Raw genomic sequence first — 15454 nt, forward strand, 5'->3', positions numbered from 1 at the left:
GGGATGGGCGGAAAGACAAGGCCCGTCTTAGCGGCCGGGACGGAAGATCGGCGCGCCCTCACGCCCGCCAGGCGGGGGCGTAGACCAGCATGCCGGGCGGGATATGGACGTCGTCCGGCCCGTGCCACAAGGCCTGGAAGGCCTGCCCGGCTTGGTACTGGCTGTTCCACTTCCAGTTGCTGGCCGGGCGGAAGCCAAAGCGGCTGTAGTATTTGGGCTCGCCCAGCACCACGACCAGCGGACCATGCTCACGGGCCGCGTGCAGTGCCGCCCAGACCAAAGCGGTACCGACGCCTTGGCGTTGCCAGTCGGCGGCGACGGCGAGCGGCACGATACCGAGCGCGACGGGGTGGGGGCCGATGCGTTCGTGCCAGACGGGCCCAAGGGCGACCATGCCCACGATCTGGCGCTGCACGGTGGTGGCGACGAACTCGTGGATCACATGACCGGCGCGGCGGGCGGTGGCGTGACTCCGTGCTTCATCTTCGCCCTTGAACGCGAGCAGCAGCAGGTCCTCAATCTCGCCGGAGTCTTGAGGGAGCGCGGGCCGAATCGACACTTCGTAGCCGCTCATGCAATTTAAATATAGGGGCACGATCCGTCTCTGTCTAGCCGTTGTACATAAGGAGTGGGCCTGGAGGCGGGATTTAACCTTGCTGACCGACGTCCGAAAGGTTGAATGACCGCTGGTTTGCCTATGATTCGTCTACTGTTGCTGTTGTTGGTGGGAGGAATCTCGCTGTGCGTGGGTTTATTCGCGTTTACGCCCCAGGTGAGCGTCGACGCCTTTACCCGCTCGGTTTACGGCACCCTCCTCAGTGCGCTGATCCTTTGTGTCTGCTTTTGGGCCCGCTTCGAGCGCAAGCCGGGCGGCATCCTGACCAAGGCTTTCTGGCTCGACCGGGCGCGACAACGGCGGCTCGGCATTGCGCTGCTGGCGGCGGTGGTGGGGACGCTCTTCATCGTCCGCACCCAGGATTACGCCTTCAAGACGATCTGGGATGAGCACGTGATCGCCAACACCGCTCAAAACCTTTACACCAAGCGCGTCGCCTTCAACTCCGGGCGCGTCTACAACTACAGCAACGCGCGCTTTGTCCTGAGCCCTTTTTACGACAAGCGCCCAGCGGCGTTCCCGTTTTTCGTGGCGCTGACGCATGACTTGTTTGGCTACGACCCCCATCGCACGATTCAGCTCAACGCCTGTCTCGCCTTTGGGGCGATGTTCCTCTTCTTTCTCCTGCTGCAACGCCTGTGGGGGTTGAAAGGAGCGGCGTTTGGCCTCGCCTGCCTCGTTACGGTGCCGGTTTTTGCCAGCGAGGCCTCCAGCGGCGGTATCGGGATGTCGTCGATCTTTCTGGTCCTGGCCCTGATCGCACTGCTTGCGCGCTGGCTGGAGCGGCCAGACAAGGACGGGCTGGCTGCGGCGGCCTTTCTCGCCGTGTTGCTGGCACAGACCCGCTATGAGTCGTTTCTCTACCTAGCGGGTATGGGGCTGGTGGTAGCTTATGTGTGGTGGCAGCAAAAGCGGATCATGCTGCCGTGGGTCGTCCTGCTGTGCCCGGTGCTGCTGATCCCGCATGTGTGGCAAAACCATGTCGTGAAGCTGAACCCCAAGCTCCTGGAGCTGGGCACGGTGGGCAAGGAGCAGGTGCTCAGTTTCGGCTACATCCCCGAGATGTCGGCCCGGGCGCTGCACTTCTTTTTCGATCCCGAGGTGCCGCAGTCCAACCATATCTTTCTGGCGGGCATTGCGGCAATTGCGGCGGTGGGTTGGCTCGTGCTGGCGCGTCGCAAGGCCAGCGACTGGTCGACGCTCAGCCCTACGGCCAAGGTGGCGGTGCTGTTCATCCCGGCCTTTTTGCTGCAACTGCTGCTGATCCTCTGCTACGCCTTCCCGCTCGACATGCAGATCACCAGTCGCCTCTCGCTGCCCCTGTTTCTGCCGATGGCGGCCTTGGCGGCCTGGCTGTTGATCGAGGTGCGGCATCGCTGGGTGCAGGGGGTGATCCTCGGCGGGTTCGTGCTGTTCTTCATGCAGTTCCAGATCACGAAGTTCAACCGCGTCAATTTCTACACCTCCGGCATGGTGGCTTCGGTTTTCGAGCAACTGGAGGATGAGCTGGACCGTTTCGACCCCGACAACACGGTCTTCATTTCCACCGACGTGCCGTTTTTCGACATCTTTGGTTACAATGCTGCCGGCGCAGGCAGTTTCCAGAGCCGCCTCCCGCAGGTGAAGTGGATCCTGGAGCAAAAGGAGCACCCCCGTTTTCTGGTGTGGGATATCGAGTCTTACAATGGCATGACTGGGGAGTGGGAAAAGTCTTTCGACACCACAAAGCTGACCGACAACGTGAAGACCGAGGTGGTCTGGACCGTTTACGAAGACCCTTACTACCGCGGCGTGCTCTCTGAGGTCATCGCGATTGAAGACGTCGAAGCGGCGGGCCCCGCTGCGCCTTTTGAGCACCCCGGCCAGTTCAAGGGTTTTTACTACAGCAGCCTGCCGTAGGCCTGAGAGCAGTTCCGTTCTAATCTGAATCAGCGAAGTGCTGGGGCTCTAGCGCGCCTGCTGGCGGTAGTGCTCGGCCCAATGCTCCACTCCTTCGGCGGTGGGGTGGTTTTCCGGGCGGTAGTCGAGGTCTCGGCGGGCGGCGGAGATGTCGTACCAGTGGTCCTTGGCCAGTTCGAGGGCGACGAATCGGGTCATCGGCGGCTCACCCTTCAGGCGGAACGTCTTCCAGATACTTTCTGCGACCGTGCCGATCGTATGGGCGGCCCGCAGCGAAATCTTGCGCTTGAGAGGCGCGACGCCGACTTGCTGCAGGACTTCGTTGACCCACGGCCATAGTGCGACGGGTTCCCCTTGGCTCAGGAAGTAGGCCTTGCCGCCCGCGCGCCCGGCTTGCAGGGCATCGAGCGCCAGCAGGTGGGCGTCGGCGGCATTTTCCACCCGGGTGATGTCGACCCGGTTCTGGCCGTCGCCCACGATGCGGAGCCTCCCTTGGCGCGCCCGTTGGACCACGCGCGGCAGCAGGTGCGGATCGCCGACCCCCCAGATGAGGTGCGGCCGCAGAGCGCATACCTCCAGCGTGCCCGGCGCATGGGCGGCGAGGGCCTCCTGCTCGGCCTGGGCCTTGGTCGGCGCGTAGGGGCTCAGCCAATCTCGCCCGTAGGGCAGCGATTCGTCGGCTCCGGCAAACGACTGGCGATTGAAGACCACGCTGGGCGTGCTGGTGTAGACCAGGTAGCGCGCCCCCTGTGCGCGGCACGCTCCCAGCACGTGGCGAGTCCCTTCGACATTGGCGGCAAAGTAGTCCGCATACGGCCCCCAGATCCCCGCCAGAGCGGCCACGTGGAAAACCGCGTCACAACCCGCCGCCGCGTCTGCCACCGCTTGGGCGTCGGTCAGGCTGCCACGGCGCACGTCGACGCCCTGGGCTCGCAGGTCGGGAGCGTCGGAGCGTTGAAACGACACGACCTGATAGCCGCGCGCGAGGCAACGCTCGACAATGTAGCGCCCGAGGAACCCCGCCCCGCCGGTGATGAGGACTTTCATGCGCGCAATCTGGCAAGCGCCGTGCCGCTTGACGAGTCCTTATCGCCCCCGCTGCAGGCGGCGCAGGTAGTGCACCCAATCCTCTTGCGTCACCGGGGCCTGGCGATAGGCGATATGCCCGTCGGGCCGGACCAGCACGAGGCCGCTCTCGGGGAAGCCGAGGCGCTCCTGCAGCTTTTCGCGCGCGTCAGTGAAGACCGGGCAGGGGAGTTGACGCAGCTCCGCCGGTACAATGCGCCCGCAGATCAAGGCCACCTGCATCCATTCGGGCAAGATAGAGGCGCTCGTAAGCTCCTGGATCGCCTGGATCGTTTCGCGGTCGGCCTGAGTGCGCACGACGAGGAACAGGTTCCAGAGCTGCGGGTTTTGCCAGTCGCGCAGGCGCAGGTGGGTATTGCGGCTAAAGTCGAGCAGGTGGGTGTCGGGCAAGAGGTCTCCCACCATGCTGCCGTTTTTGAAGCGTCGGTTCGCGACCGACCCAAGGCTCTTGCTGCGGCTTTCGACATGCAGGAAGTCATGCCCGGGCAGGCTCGGCGCGGTCTCCATGTAGTCCAGCAGCTGTTGCCGCGCCAGGTGCAAGCCGCTGACGGCGGGCAGGATCCAGTTGCGCAGGGTGCGCTTCAGCAGGCTGGGGGTGCCCGCGAGCTGGCTGAGCTGGGCGGTAAAGCCGAGGGTCCGTTTGGCGGCAGCCTTGCGCTCGGTCTCGTAAGTCTCCAACAGGCTGGGAGGCAGTTGCCCACGCAGTACCGCATGGAGCTTCCAGGCGAGGTTAAAGGCGTCCTGCACGCCCAGATTCATGCCTTGGTTGCCCATCACGGGCATTACGTGCGCGGCGTCGCCCACCAGCATCACGCGACCGCGATGAAAGCTCTCGGCCATGGCGGGCTGGATCTCGACCGTGCGGTTCCATTTCAGCTGTCGTACGCCAATCCAGCTCTGGGTGCGCTCGGCGAGCAGCATCTCGGCCTGATATTGCGATTCAGGCCCTTCCGCGTTGGGGGCCAGTTGCAGGATCACGCGAAAATCGGCCCCGCCCATCGGGAAGAGCGCGGCGCCGCCCTCGGGGTGGCAATAGATCTGCCATTCATTGAGGGGTGGGCCGTTGCTCAGCTCCAGCTCGGCCACCCATACACGTTCGGGCGCGCCCTGAGGCTCCAGCGCCAGGTCGAGCAGCTCCCGTACGGTGGAGTTCCGCCCGTCGCAGCCGACGAGGTATTCGGTATTGATTATGCGCTCTTCGCCGGCGTGCTCCAGCACCACTTCCGCATACTGGGGGTGGTAAATGAAGTCGTTGAGTTGCCAGCCGCGCCAGACCTGTGCTCCGGCGCCCAATGCCGCCCGCTCCAGGATCTGGATCAACAGGCCTTGCTGGATGTCGCGCACCTCCGGCCAAGGGCTCTCCAGATCCTTCAGGTTGTGGGCAAAGAGCTGGTGCTCCTGGCTGTGGACACGGATCTCGTGGACCGGGACGCCGTGTTTGCGAATTTCCTCCCCCAAGCCCAGTGCCGAGAGGATCTCGAGCATGCGCGAATGGAGTGCAAGGGCTTGGCCGGCAGGCTGTTGAGACGCTTCTTTTTCCACCACGGCCACGCGGATCCCCGCTCGGGCCAGTGCCAGAGCCAAGGTCAGCCCCACGGGGCCGGCGCCCACGATCAGGACCTGCCAGTCCGTAGCGGTTTCTTCACTGGCCATATCGTTGGAGGGTAAAGCGTTTGCCACCGTGGCCACAGCTTGATTCAAAGAGCGGGTGCATGCAATCAATCCTGCGCATCATTTTGCAGGCGAACGTATTGGTAGGGGTGCCAGTCGAGGGGATTGGCGGTCCAGCCCTTCACCTCGGGGCGGATCAGGTAGGCGGTGGTGTAGTGGTAGATCGGCAGCATGACAGCTTGCTGCTCCAGATATCGCTCGGCCTCGGCGTAGCGTTGGCGACGCTGCTCCGGAGTGGTGGCCCGCGCGGCTTCCTCCAGCAGGGCATCGTAGGCGGTGTCGCCCCAGCGGCTGTAGTTGTTGCTGTGGCCGCTGGTCCAGATTTCAAGAAAGGTCTGAGGCGAGACGTAATCGGCGATCCATACCGCGCGGGCCACCGCAAACTCGCCTGTACGTCGGCGCTCGTAATAGGTCTTGGCCTCGACGTTGCTGAGGTTGACGGTGATGCCGTAGGCCCGTTGCCACATGCTCTGGATCGCTTCTGCGATGCGCTGGTGCGTCTCCGAGGCGTTGTAGACCAGCTCCAGCGCCGGGAAGCCTTCACCGTTCGGGTAACCGGCTTCGGCCAAAAGCTGCTTGCCCTCCTCGATCGTGGGGAGGGAGGTTTCGGCGTCCAGCAGGCGCTCGGGCGTGAACTGCAGGGCTGGTTGCTGGCCGCCTTGCAGGATCTGCTCGGTGATCGCGCGGCGGTCGATCGCGGCGCTCAAGGCGCGTCGCACGCGCACATCGTCGAGTGGCTTCACCTCATGGTTCAGCAAATAATAATACGTGCCCAGGTAGGGATCGACGCGCAGCACCTCCGGCTGGTTCTGTTGGTAATACGGCACGCGGCGCGGGGGCAGGGCCTCCGTCACATGGAGTTGACCGGCCTGAAACGCGCGCTCCTCCGTGCTGAGGTCGGTAATCGGGAAAAAGCGCACGCCTTGCAGGCTCGTCTGGGCGTCGTTCCAGTAGTGCGGGTTGCGCTCCACGACGATGCGCTCGTTCGGTCGCCATTCGCTGAAGCGGAACGGCCCGTTGCTGACCATCCGGCCCGGGCGCGCCCAGGCATCCTGTCGTACAAACGCCTCGCCCGCAGCTTCAACCGTCGCGCGGGGCAGGGGGGCAAAGCTCGGGTGCATCAGGCGTTCGAGCAGGTCGGGCACCCGGTGGTCGAGCCGCACCTGCAGCGTGCGCGTATCGAGCGCGCGGACGCCCACCTGCGCAAAGTCGGTTGTTTGCCCTTGGTTGAAAGCCTCTGCACCATCGATCACGTAGAGCATGGCTGCGTTGCCCGCCGCTACCGCCGGGCTTAACAGGCGCTGCCAGGCATAGGCGAAATCCTGCGCCGTGAGCGGCTCCCCGTTGGACCACTTGGCTTCCGGGCGGAGGTGGAAGGTGTAGGTCAGCCCGTCAGGCGAAACATCCCAGCTCTCGGCGACGCCCGGCTGGGGAGAGAGGTCTTGCGGGTTGGGCGCGGTCAGCCCCTCCCAGAGCGCGAGATGCAGATTGATCGCATTGGCGCTGGTCGAGAGCTGCGGGTCGAAGCTTTCCGGCTCCGGACCGGTGCCGACAAGCAGATAGCCCTCCTGGGCGGCAAGGTCGACTTCGGCGGTGCGACGGCAACCGCCCGCCAGCAGCAGGCAAATGAGGGAGACGATCAGGCAAAAGGGCCGGAAAGGGCGCATGGCACGGCATCTTGGCAATTGCGCGCGCACAGGCAAAGGCTTTCTCGTTTCAAACAACCGCAGGCTTCACACCCGGCGCCCTATGGGCTAGCGTGCGGCCGATGGAATCGCCCTCCAATCTCGCCGGACGCTGGATCCGCCTTTCCCTCTTCGTGGGGGCGGCTACGCTGGCGGTCAAGCTGGTGGCCTACTGGGTCTCCGGTTCGGCGGCCATCCTCGGCGACGTGGCCGAGAGCGTGGTGCACATCGCAGCCGTCACCTTCTCGCTCTTCAGCGCGGCCCTCGCCGCCAAGCCGGCCGACGAGAGCCATCCCTACGGGCACGCCAAGATTGTGTTCTTCGCGGCGGGGCTCGAAGGCATGCTCGTGATGGCGGCAGCACTCGTGACGGTGGCCAACGCCGTCTGGGCCCTCTGGTCTGGTGCAGAGCTGGGCCAATGGCAGCTGGGCCTTGCCCTCAGCCTCGGCGCGGGTGGCGCGAACGGCCTGTGGGGCCTCTGGTTGCGGCAAAAAGGCAAGCGTGCCGATAACTACCTGCTGGCCGCGCATGGCGAGCACCTCATGGCCGATGGCTGGACGAGCTTGGGCGCGGCGGTCGGGCTCGTTCTGGCGGGGTTGACGGAGTGGCGCGCGTGGGACGCCATCGCCGCCTGCCTCGTGGGCCTGCACGTGCTCTGGAGCGGTCTGCGCCTCGTGCAAGGCAGCGTCGGCGGACTGATGGATCGCGCGGAGCCGGAGCTGCACAACCGCCTGTGTCGCCTGCTGGATGCCGAAGGCACGCGGCTCGAGTTTTCCTGGCACCGCCTCCGCCATCGGCCCCTCGGCGAAAGCTATTGGGTGGACGTGCACCTGCTTTTTGACGACGAGATGCCCCTGCGCGAAGCCCACCGCCGCGCCACCGAGCTCGAACGTGCCTTGCGCCGCGAACTGGGGCCCGGCACCGAGCTGAGCACCCATCTGGAGCCGCAGGAAGACCACGCGCTCCAACACCCGCCCAAACCCTAACCGTAAACGGCATAAAAAAAACGGCTCGCCCCTGAGACAAAGGGCGAGCCGCCAGCGAGTGCAAGCGAGACAGGACGCAGACTAGCGCTGATAAACGGCCAGCTGAAACCGGCCAAAGTTATTTGTATATTAGGCAACGCGCGCCGATGTACGGCAAAGGTTTTTTGGGCCTAGGTGATTTTAGTGGCGAATAGATTGTAAAAATCCGTAGCCCATTCTCTGCGCTTGACTTGGGGGAGAAATGCGCCCAGGGTTATCGTTTCTGTATTGGGGCTGTAGCTCAGTTGGAAGAGCGCTACAATCGCACTGTAGAGGTCGTCGGTTCGATCCCGATCAGCTCCACCAGATTTCTTTCCGCATTTCCGGCGGGTTTTTTTATGCCCGGCGAAGAGGACAGGGCAGCGGCGACCACCGTGGGGTCGTAGTTGTAGAAGGTAGACTGGCCACCGCCCACCGGTTGCAGCTCCAGGCCGAAGTCGTTCCGGGTAACGATTTCGCTATGCAGCCTGATGCTCGCGATGATTCAGCAGTCAAGGGCCAGGAACACGCTCAGAACCCGCACCGGTACACGAAAAAGCCCGCGACATTTGCGGGCTTGAAATGGTGGGCGCGATTGGACTCGAACCAAACGCCGAAAATTCGCAAAATGTTGAGGTTGAAATAGAACTCGATGTGAACTCCCCCCAGCGGGGCGGAATATGGGGCGTGATCAACAAAGAGGGGGAATTCTGCGGTAGCTGCGGGGCGAGCTTCGATTCGAGCATCGCCCCATTCCTCGAGTTTTGGCCCACCGTTCCAGAGCGTGAGCGTCGCCAGATCATCGAGCTGCTGAAGCAGTCAGACTTTCATGCTCGAGTTCGAGAAGAAGGGGAGGCCGCGCATGAAGGCTGAAGAGCAGCATTCCGAAACGGAACCCTGTGAACCCTGCCTGAGCGGCGAGCGAAAGATGGCAGGCGAAGAGCCTGAAGGGTCAAGGCGGGGACCCACCGCTACGCGGCGCGCAGCGTCATTTTCTGAAGCTGAGGCGGAAGAAAATGATGGGGGGGAAGCCTTGAGCCGCAGGGCCGAAGCCGCACAATCTGAGCCAGCTCAGGTAGAGGCACAGGGGGCGGAACGGCCACGAAACGAGAAGATCCGCGTTTCGTTCCTGGTGCGCGGTCGACAGGCGCAAAGGCTCCGCGATCTAATGTGTGAGCTTTGCACCGAGTCACCGGCCGACGCAGCTCGCCACGTCTTCAACCTCGGGCTGAAGGCTCTGGTAAAGGAGGAGCAATGAGCTTCGCACCTGGTGTCCTCAAGCAGTTTCACCCGGAATCGTGGTTTGATCCGGTCGGTATCAAGAAGGTGCTGAAGCGCCTGGAGCCGCGGCTCCCCGACGTTTCTGGCGCGCTCTTCCTTACGTTGACGATTGATCGGAAGCTTTTTGGCGATCCGGCCAGCGCATTCGAGTATACGCGCAATAGGCTTCGCAAGGTGTTCTATCGCCTGAGGAAGGGAGTCATGTGGAAGGGGAAGCTCGTGAAGATCGACGCGCCCTATTGTGTGAAGGTGGAATTCCATCACGACCTGGAGGGCTGGCCGCATTTCCACGTGATCTTTCTCACCCGGCGTTTCTTTGACGGAGAGCTTCTAAGGAAGCTTTGGGATTGTGGCCGTTGTGACGTGAAGCGGATCAGCAACGAGGATTTCCGTTACCTGCTGAAATACGTCGTCAAAGGAGCCGGTGAGGTGCCGGAGTGGGTAAAGCAGCGGAAGCGCATCCGTATTTTCCAGTCCTCCCACGGCTTTCTGAAGCCTCTACCAGAGAAAGAAGAGGATGAGGAGCCGGCTTCGGAATGCCCTCCCAGAAGGCGCGATACCTCCACGATTGGGGAGCGCCTGGAGAAGTGGAGGAAGACCGCGCTCTACATCACTGAAAACTGGGTTCAGCAATTCCGGCTGGAACGCCCCTTTCGGGAGATACTCGATGAAATCGTCTTGGATGTCGCTATCGCTGGGCGATACCTCGGGTATTTCCGTGTGCAAATCAATGAACCTCAACAACTACACGAATGGATAACATGAACGAGGCACAAAAAAGCCCGGCGGCAACCGGGCAAAGTCACAAGGGTGACGGCTTGACTGTATCGGGACTCTACTTGCTCGGATACGTGACGTCAAACACTGCGCGCGTCTTCACGCGCAAAGATGGTTCCGGCCGCTTTGTCATCGTGAGGCATGAGCTGGCACTTCAGCCGGGCACTGCTGTGCTCGAGCAGTTCATCGACGCAGCGACTCCTGCGGTCCAGGTGAGAGGGGACGAAGTGGTGACCTTCCCCCGTATGCCTGAGTTCAAGCAGGTGCTGCTGCGTGTGACTCAATGGAAAGAGGTCGAAAAGACGCTCTTTATCAAGCAATTCGAGATCATCCAGGTAGACGGAAAGGCTGTTGCTTAGCGGGTGGAGAGTGGCTGGCGGATGGGCGGCGCGAGCCGCCCGCCGCTAGCCACCTTCCCTTGTTTAAGGAAACGAGTAAGTGTCCAGCATAGGATTACACGATGTTACAAAATATGCGTTGACTACTGTAATTGAATGTCACATAAGGGACCAATGAATAAACAAGAATGGGAAGAGGTTCAGATGCGACTCCATGAACTTGAGCGTGATGCCCGGCCTGACAGTGATTATCACGAGGAAGGAAGGCCTAGCCCACGGGAGCTGTTGAAAGCAGCGATCGAATTCGATGAGGATCGACAGACCGAGGCCAATCTTCGGGAGTACAGTGACACGATCGAATTTCTTCGGCAGCAGGGGCATTCTTGGAGGAAGATAAGCGAGTTTCTTGCGAAACACGGTATAAAGGTTAGCCACAATAAGGTTTACTATATGTTCCGTGGTGAAGATCACGAAGAGTTTGCGCCGGGCCAAGTTGACGAAGAAGCGCCTGAATTTGAAGACGAGGATGACCGATGAATGATCGTCTTCTATCGCTTCAGGACGCAGCTAAGGTTCTCGGAATATCGGTTCGCTCACTCTATCGTCTGGTTCAGGCTGAGGAGTTGCCAAAGCCGTTAAAGCTCGGCCGTTCGTCACGCCTGCGTCATAGCGATCTTCAGGCATACATGGACCAACTCACCGCACGCCAAGGGTAATGCGAGTTTTCCGCCGCAATGAACGTGGGGCTTATTACGTTGAGTGGCGCCCGGCTTGGTCGCTGAAGCCTCGGCGTAAGGCTTTGTCAACGCGGGATAAGCAGGTGGCGCAGAAGCGAGCGTCTGAGTGGGTGCGTGGAGAAGAGCTGAAGCGCGAAGGCTTGCCTGTTCCGGTGGGTCTTTGGGGGCACGAGGTGGAGAAGCTTGTTGACCTGATAGAGCAGTATCTGACGGTGCGCAGGGGCAAAGGGACCGGGGAGAAGCAATTGAAGGACGTCCGGCAGCGGCTCCTGAAGGTGTCTCTGGCTTGTAGCTGGGAGACCGTGCAGAACGTTCAGCCCATGGCCTTTGAGAAGTGGCGTGCTGCTTACGATAGTTCCGCCAAGACCCGCAATGAATACCTGGCGGATTGGCGGGCGTTCCTCGGCTGGTTGGTGCGACAGGGCAGACTAGACCGTGATCCTCTATCGCCGGTCGAGCCGATTTCGCGAGTACAGAAGACGCGAAAGCGCCGGGCTTGGACTGAGGAGGAGGTGAACACGTTCCTTGCTCATGGGTGGCCTTACAGGGTCGGTTTCTGCCTGGCGCTGCTGGCTGGACTTCGGCGCAAGGAGATTGAGGCGCTTCAGTGGGGTGATGTGCACCTGGAAGAGGGAAGTGCCTTCCTCCGGCTCCGGGAGTCGACCACGAAGAACGGCAAGGAGAGTATGCAGCTGATTCCGGAAGAGCTTCGGACGCTCTTGCTCGATCATCGGCCTGTTGCATGTCGTGAGGACGATCCTGTTTTGCCTGAAGGGCTTCCTCGTACCGACACGTTCCGGCGTCACGTCGAGAAGGCCGGGCTGGTCTACCAGAATGCCCAAGGTGAGCGAATCGATTTTCACGCCCTGCGGCTGACGTATGGGACCTTGCTGCAGCGGTCAGACCTTTCCGTTCGCCAGGCGCAGGAACTCATGCGGCACTCGGATGCGCGGCTTACGACGGCCACCTACACGGACGTGAACCAGCTCGGCCTGACGGCTGCGGTCGCACGCTTGCCCTCGATCTTGCGGGGCGGAATACGGGTCGGAACTCCAGTCGCGACGGGCGACAACCTGACATTTTCAGACACTAAACCTACAATCGTAGATCGTATGAAAACCGTTCTTAAAGAGTATCTTAGTCCCGACGGGACACATTGTGTCGTAACCCGACACGAACACAAAATGGTGGGCGCGATTGGACTCGAACCAACGACCCCTACCGTGTGAAGGTAGTGCTCTAACCAACTGAGCTACGCGCCCTCGATTGAGGAAAAGATGAAGATTGGAGAATTGCGGTGATCCGTCAATTCCCAAATTGCGCGAAGCACAAAAATTTTCATGGGCGATCGACCGTGGCCAAGAAAGGCAGGGCGGCGCGTTCCGTAGTTGCGCTTTCGCCGTCCAACACCCACACTCTAGTTTTCTATGGGCGGGAGTAGCTCAGATGGATAGAGCAAGCGTTTCCTAAACGCTAGGTCATGGGTTCGAATCCCATCTCTCGCGCCATTTTTTAACCGGCCATGGTTCTCTTCTCGATTTTCAGCATAGGCGTGGGATAGATATGTAACTATTTCTATATGAATCCGAGCGTCCCTTTTTCTAAATGCAAAATGAGATCGTGGTTTTGTTTTTTGGCATTTGTCACTCTTTGCCCACATGCCTACGGAGATCCCAAGAATCATCCCGAGACTTCTGCTGCAATTGCCTTCTTTTATCAAATCCAAACGGCTGTTTCTAGTCAGAACGTTGACTGGATTGCTGATAACGTAGGGTATCCTCTACGCTGTTTTATAAACGGCGATCCAAAGTTGGTAAAAGATTCACAAGAATTTAAGGCGCATTAAGAGTTGATCTTCAATGACTTGTTATGTAAGTCAGTGGCGGGGTTCGCCGGAGGGGATGTTTTGGAGTCCACAGGCAGGTTCAGCTTTGGGAAAGGATCAATCTGGATTGCTGAAGTTTACGATCCGAAATTGGAAGTAGGAAGTAGCTCGGTATCGTTTAAATGGAAGATTATCGCTGTGAACAATCGCAAATCGAGGGGATAAGTGCTCGGGGGTAAGTATGTTGGCCTAGGGTGAAAGGGTTTTAACTGCAGGTATTATATCTTGGGAAATAATATTTTTTGGCGGCTTCCCGATGAACCAAAAAAGCGCCGGTGGAGCCTGTCCTCCCGGCGCATGATAACTGGTTGAATCGCGCCGCTACTGCTTGGGCTCCAGTTCGCGGCGGAGGCGGTCTTCCTGTTCGCGTAGTTCGGGAGTCATTTCGTCGCCAAAGTCTTCGAGCTCGAAGATGCGGCGGATCTCAATTTCCGTCTCGCCCTGCATGGGTTGTGGGCAGCGTTCGACCCACTCAATCGCTTCGTCGAGCGACTCGACTTTCCAGATCCAGAAGCCCGCGAGCAGTCCGGTGGGGTCTTCAAATGGTCCACGAATTACTGTGCGCTCGGTGCCGGAGAAGCACACACGCGCGCCCTTGGAGCTGGGTTGGAGGCCTTCGCCGGCCAGCAGCAGCCCGGCCTTGACCAGTTCTTCGTTGTAGTTGCCCATGGCGGTCAGCAGCTCGGTGTCCGGCATTTCGCCCGCTTCGCTGTGCTGGTCGGCCTTGATCAAAATCATTACTCGCATGGTCGTAGGGGATAGAGTTGGTGGCCAGTGGTGAGCCTGCCGTCGGTGGCGGGTAGTCGTGTCTGGCATCAACCTTTCGACGAATCGCTGCCGCTCCAAGGGACATTTTGCGGGGCTTTTCTTGGAAAAAAGTTGCGGCTCAAGTCCCGGCGTCCGCCTGTGCCGCTTCGATAAGCTGCGGCACACTCTGGCGCAGGGCCTGCCGCCACCCCTCCAAGATGGCTTCCAGCTGGCGGGACTCTTCGGGATACTCGCGCCAAGCCTTTTCTTGCTGCCAATCGTAGCTGGTATGCAGCGGGTGGCGCGCCTGTTGCAGTTCATCTTCTGTGATCGAGGGGCTGGGGAGCACTGCGTTGGTTGCTTTGACGAATAAACTCAGTTGTTCCCAGCCGCAGGATCCGAAGCGAGGGTCTTCAATCAGCGCGGCCAAGAGCATGCTGCCCTGTGGCCGTTGCACGATCTCAGTGATGAAAGATTCCAGAGCCCAACGAGACGAGGTGCCTTGATCGCGGCGGTAAAACCACTCCACGATAAAGTCGGTCTCCTCCTCGCCGACCATTTCCCACAAGGCCAGGCAAATCGTTGCGCGGTCTCGATCTGAAGCGCCCCGCATTCGGGCGAAGGCCGGGTGAAGGATCGCGCGAGCCTCAGGGGGATTAAGACGAGCTGCGGAGATAGCATACCAGGGGGAAGTATATTCACCGTTGGGATCCATCCCTTTTACATTCCATTCCTGCTCGATCGCCAGCAGCTCATCCGCGTCTTCCGGCTGTAGAATTTTGGCTGCGTTGTGCAGCACAAACAGACGGATGCGATCGAAGCGCGTGCGCTGCGATTCTTCGGCGAGGAGGTCGGGATCGTCGGTCAAGACTGCTCCCCGCAGAATCTCGAAAATCTTGGCCGAGCCCAGCTCGCGGCACATGTCGATGAGTTCCCGGTCATGCACCAGGTCGCGGCTGCTCCCGTGGGCCGAGCGAAGGTAAATCAGGGTCCAGAGTTTATCCTCGGGCGGCAGTTGCTCAATGCGCTGACGGACAGACCACGGGTTGTCACGCCCGGCCCGAAGCAGCTGCACCTCAAACCAGCTGGCACAAAACGTCCGGTCTTGGCGCGGTTGCCAGTAGGCGTAGAAATCTTCCTGCGTAGTATAAATGTGCAGGGTACGATACCCCCCTGTTACCATGTAAAAGGTGAGCATCTGCTGAACGATTTTACCAACCGTCATTTCATGGTAGATTTGCGTCCTTCCATCGGGCATCGGATAAGGCACGCTCATCAGGATCGGGTCGCTGAAAGTGCTGCTGGTGTCGTCCCAAAGCTCCGCCAGCATCGGCAGGAGCGATGGCTCTTCCCGGTCGAAAATCGCGACGGCGGCGAGCGTGCGCACCTTGGGGTCTTCGTGCTGCAAGAGTTCGACCAGCACCTCCACGGGGTAGGCGGGATTCGTCACTAGCTGCAGCAGGGCATTTTGCGCTTGCTGGTGTTCTCGGGGGATTAGGATAAACTGCGGCTGGTCGATCCGGTCGTAGAGGTAGGCTCCCGTATATAAATAAGCCACGCGCGACGCATAAAACTCGAAATCTGCGCGCGTTTCTTCGGGCGTTGGCTCCGTGATGGAGGCAGACAGAGTCGTGATGAAGAGAAGGGTAAGCAGCGGGAGCAGGCGGGCGATCATGTGATAACGCTCGTTCTGACTTCTCGAAACGTTGCATGCAAGTTTTGCCAGAA

Annotated in this window: 13 protein-coding genes and 3 tRNA genes; 8 read left to right on the top strand and 8 right to left on the bottom strand. The window is 60.5% G+C overall.

Going from position 1 to position 15454, the window contains the following annotated elements; translation table 11 throughout:
• Nucleotides 1–58: 58 nt before the first annotated feature.
• A complete protein-coding gene (locus Q7P63_12395; GenBank protein ID MDP0500888.1) occupies nt 59–574 on the bottom strand; it encodes an N-acetyltransferase in 516 nt (171 codons plus the stop codon).
• A 171-nt stretch (nt 575–745) separates the two neighbouring features.
• Between Q7P63_12395 and Q7P63_12400 the strand changes: the two genes are divergently transcribed.
• A complete protein-coding gene (locus Q7P63_12400; protein MDP0500889.1) occupies nt 746–2515 on the top strand; it encodes a glycosyltransferase family 39 protein in 1770 nt (589 codons plus the stop codon).
• A 48-nt stretch (nt 2516–2563) separates the two neighbouring features.
• Here Q7P63_12400 and Q7P63_12405 read toward each other — a convergent pair whose 3' ends face one another.
• The 3 genes from Q7P63_12405 to Q7P63_12415 all read right to left on the bottom strand — a co-directional run bounded on the left by Q7P63_12405 (nt 2564) and on the right by Q7P63_12415 (nt 6939).
• Nucleotides 2564–3562, bottom strand: coding sequence for an NAD-dependent epimerase/dehydratase family protein (locus Q7P63_12405; GenBank protein ID MDP0500890.1), 999 nt, complete (start codon nt 3560–3562; stop codon nt 2564–2566).
• A gap of 39 nt (nt 3563–3601) precedes the next feature.
• Nucleotides 3602–5254, bottom strand: a complete 1653-nt coding sequence (locus Q7P63_12410; GenBank protein ID MDP0500891.1) for an FAD-dependent monooxygenase — start codon at nt 5252–5254, stop codon at nt 3602–3604.
• A gap of 65 nt (nt 5255–5319) precedes the next feature.
• The gene (locus Q7P63_12415) at nt 5320–6939 is read right to left on the bottom strand and encodes a peptide ABC transporter substrate-binding protein (GenBank protein ID MDP0500892.1); all 1620 of its coding nucleotides are present in this window, start codon (nt 6937–6939) and stop codon (nt 5320–5322) included.
• A gap of 101 nt (nt 6940–7040) precedes the next feature.
• Between Q7P63_12415 and Q7P63_12420 the strand changes: the two genes are divergently transcribed.
• The 6 genes from Q7P63_12420 (at nt 7041) to Q7P63_12445 (ending at nt 10894) form a co-directional block, all read left to right on the top strand.
• Nucleotides 7041–7943: a cation diffusion facilitator family transporter gene (locus Q7P63_12420; GenBank protein MDP0500893.1), complete on the top strand. Its 903-nt coding sequence runs from the start codon at nt 7041–7043 to the stop codon at nt 7941–7943.
• Between the two features lie 269 nt (nt 7944–8212).
• A tRNA-Ala gene (locus Q7P63_12425) sits at nt 8213–8288 on the top strand.
• 255 nt (nt 8289–8543) lie between these two features.
• Nucleotides 8544–8834, top strand: a complete 291-nt coding sequence (locus Q7P63_12430) for a hypothetical protein (protein MDP0500894.1) — start codon at nt 8544–8546, stop codon at nt 8832–8834.
• 381 nt (nt 8835–9215) lie between these two features.
• Nucleotides 9216–10007 carry a hypothetical protein gene (locus Q7P63_12435; GenBank protein MDP0500895.1) on the top strand — a complete coding sequence of 264 codons (792 nt, stop codon included), beginning with the start codon at nt 9216–9218 and terminating at the stop codon, nt 10005–10007.
• A complete protein-coding gene (locus Q7P63_12440) occupies nt 9995–10378 on the top strand; it encodes a hypothetical protein (GenBank protein ID MDP0500896.1) in 384 nt (127 codons plus the stop codon). The genes Q7P63_12435 and Q7P63_12440 overlap by 13 nt, the downstream gene beginning before the upstream one ends.
• Before the next feature lie 153 nt (nt 10379–10531).
• Nucleotides 10532–10894: a hypothetical protein gene (locus Q7P63_12445; protein MDP0500897.1), complete on the top strand. Its 363-nt coding sequence runs from the start codon at nt 10532–10534 to the stop codon at nt 10892–10894.
• Nucleotides 10895–11537: 643 nt separating this feature from the next.
• Here Q7P63_12445 and Q7P63_12450 read toward each other — a convergent pair.
• Both Q7P63_12450 and Q7P63_12455 read right to left on the bottom strand, forming a co-directional pair.
• The gene (locus Q7P63_12450) at nt 11538–11957 is read right to left on the bottom strand and encodes a hypothetical protein (protein ID MDP0500898.1); all 420 of its coding nucleotides are present in this window, start codon (nt 11955–11957) and stop codon (nt 11538–11540) included.
• A 322-nt stretch (nt 11958–12279) separates the two neighbouring features.
• A tRNA-Val gene (locus Q7P63_12455) sits at nt 12280–12356 on the bottom strand.
• Between the two features lie 169 nt (nt 12357–12525).
• Between Q7P63_12455 and Q7P63_12460 the strand changes: the two genes are divergently transcribed.
• A tRNA-Arg gene (locus Q7P63_12460) sits at nt 12526–12602 on the top strand.
• Nucleotides 12603–13300: 698 nt separating this feature from the next.
• On the opposite strand, the gene Q7P63_12465 is transcribed toward Q7P63_12460, so the two are convergent.
• Both Q7P63_12465 and Q7P63_12470 read right to left on the bottom strand, forming a co-directional pair.
• Nucleotides 13301–13726 carry a YciI family protein gene (locus Q7P63_12465; GenBank protein MDP0500899.1) on the bottom strand — a complete coding sequence of 142 codons (426 nt, stop codon included), beginning with the start codon at nt 13724–13726 and terminating at the stop codon, nt 13301–13303.
• A 139-nt stretch (nt 13727–13865) separates the two neighbouring features.
• Complete coding sequence (locus Q7P63_12470) at nt 13866–15401, bottom strand: HEAT repeat domain-containing protein (protein MDP0500900.1); 1536 nt, start codon at nt 15399–15401, stop codon at nt 13866–13868.
• Nucleotides 15402–15454 lie beyond the last annotated feature (53 nt).

The sequence above is a fragment of the Verrucomicrobiota bacterium JB022 genome, assembly GCA_030673845.1.
In the GTDB taxonomy this organism is placed as follows: domain Bacteria; phylum Verrucomicrobiota; class Verrucomicrobiia; order Opitutales; family Oceanipulchritudinaceae; genus WOUP01.

What these genes read in the sequence shown, in the direction of transcription:
- Q7P63_12395 (MDP0500888.1), bottom strand. Translation starts at nt 574, where the DNA reads ATGAGCGGCTACGAAGTGTCGATTCGGCCCGCGCTCCCTCAAGACTCC.
- Q7P63_12405 (MDP0500890.1), bottom strand. Translation starts at nt 3,562, where the DNA reads ATGAAAGTCCTCATCACCGGCGGGGCGGGGTTCCTCGGGCGCTACATT.
- Q7P63_12410 (MDP0500891.1), bottom strand. Translation starts at nt 5,254, where the DNA reads ATGGCCAGTGAAGAAACCGCTACGGACTGGCAGGTCCTGATCGTGGGC.
- Q7P63_12415 (MDP0500892.1), bottom strand. Translation starts at nt 6,939, where the DNA reads ATGCGCCCTTTCCGGCCCTTTTGCCTGATCGTCTCCCTCATTTGCCTG.
- Q7P63_12420 (MDP0500893.1), top strand. Translation starts at nt 7,041, where the DNA reads ATGGAATCGCCCTCCAATCTCGCCGGACGCTGGATCCGCCTTTCCCTC.
- Q7P63_12430 (MDP0500894.1), top strand. Translation starts at nt 8,544, where the DNA reads ATGGTGGGCGCGATTGGACTCGAACCAAACGCCGAAAATTCGCAAAAT.
- Q7P63_12435 (MDP0500895.1), top strand. Translation starts at nt 9,216, where the DNA reads ATGAGCTTCGCACCTGGTGTCCTCAAGCAGTTTCACCCGGAATCGTGG.
- Q7P63_12440 (MDP0500896.1), top strand. Translation starts at nt 9,995, where the DNA reads ATGGATAACATGAACGAGGCACAAAAAAGCCCGGCGGCAACCGGGCAA.
- Q7P63_12445 (MDP0500897.1), top strand. Translation starts at nt 10,532, where the DNA reads ATGAATAAACAAGAATGGGAAGAGGTTCAGATGCGACTCCATGAACTT.
- Q7P63_12465 (MDP0500899.1), bottom strand. Translation starts at nt 13,726, where the DNA reads ATGCGAGTAATGATTTTGATCAAGGCCGACCAGCACAGCGAAGCGGGC.
- Q7P63_12470 (MDP0500900.1), bottom strand. Translation starts at nt 15,401, where the DNA reads ATGATCGCCCGCCTGCTCCCGCTGCTTACCCTTCTCTTCATCACGACT.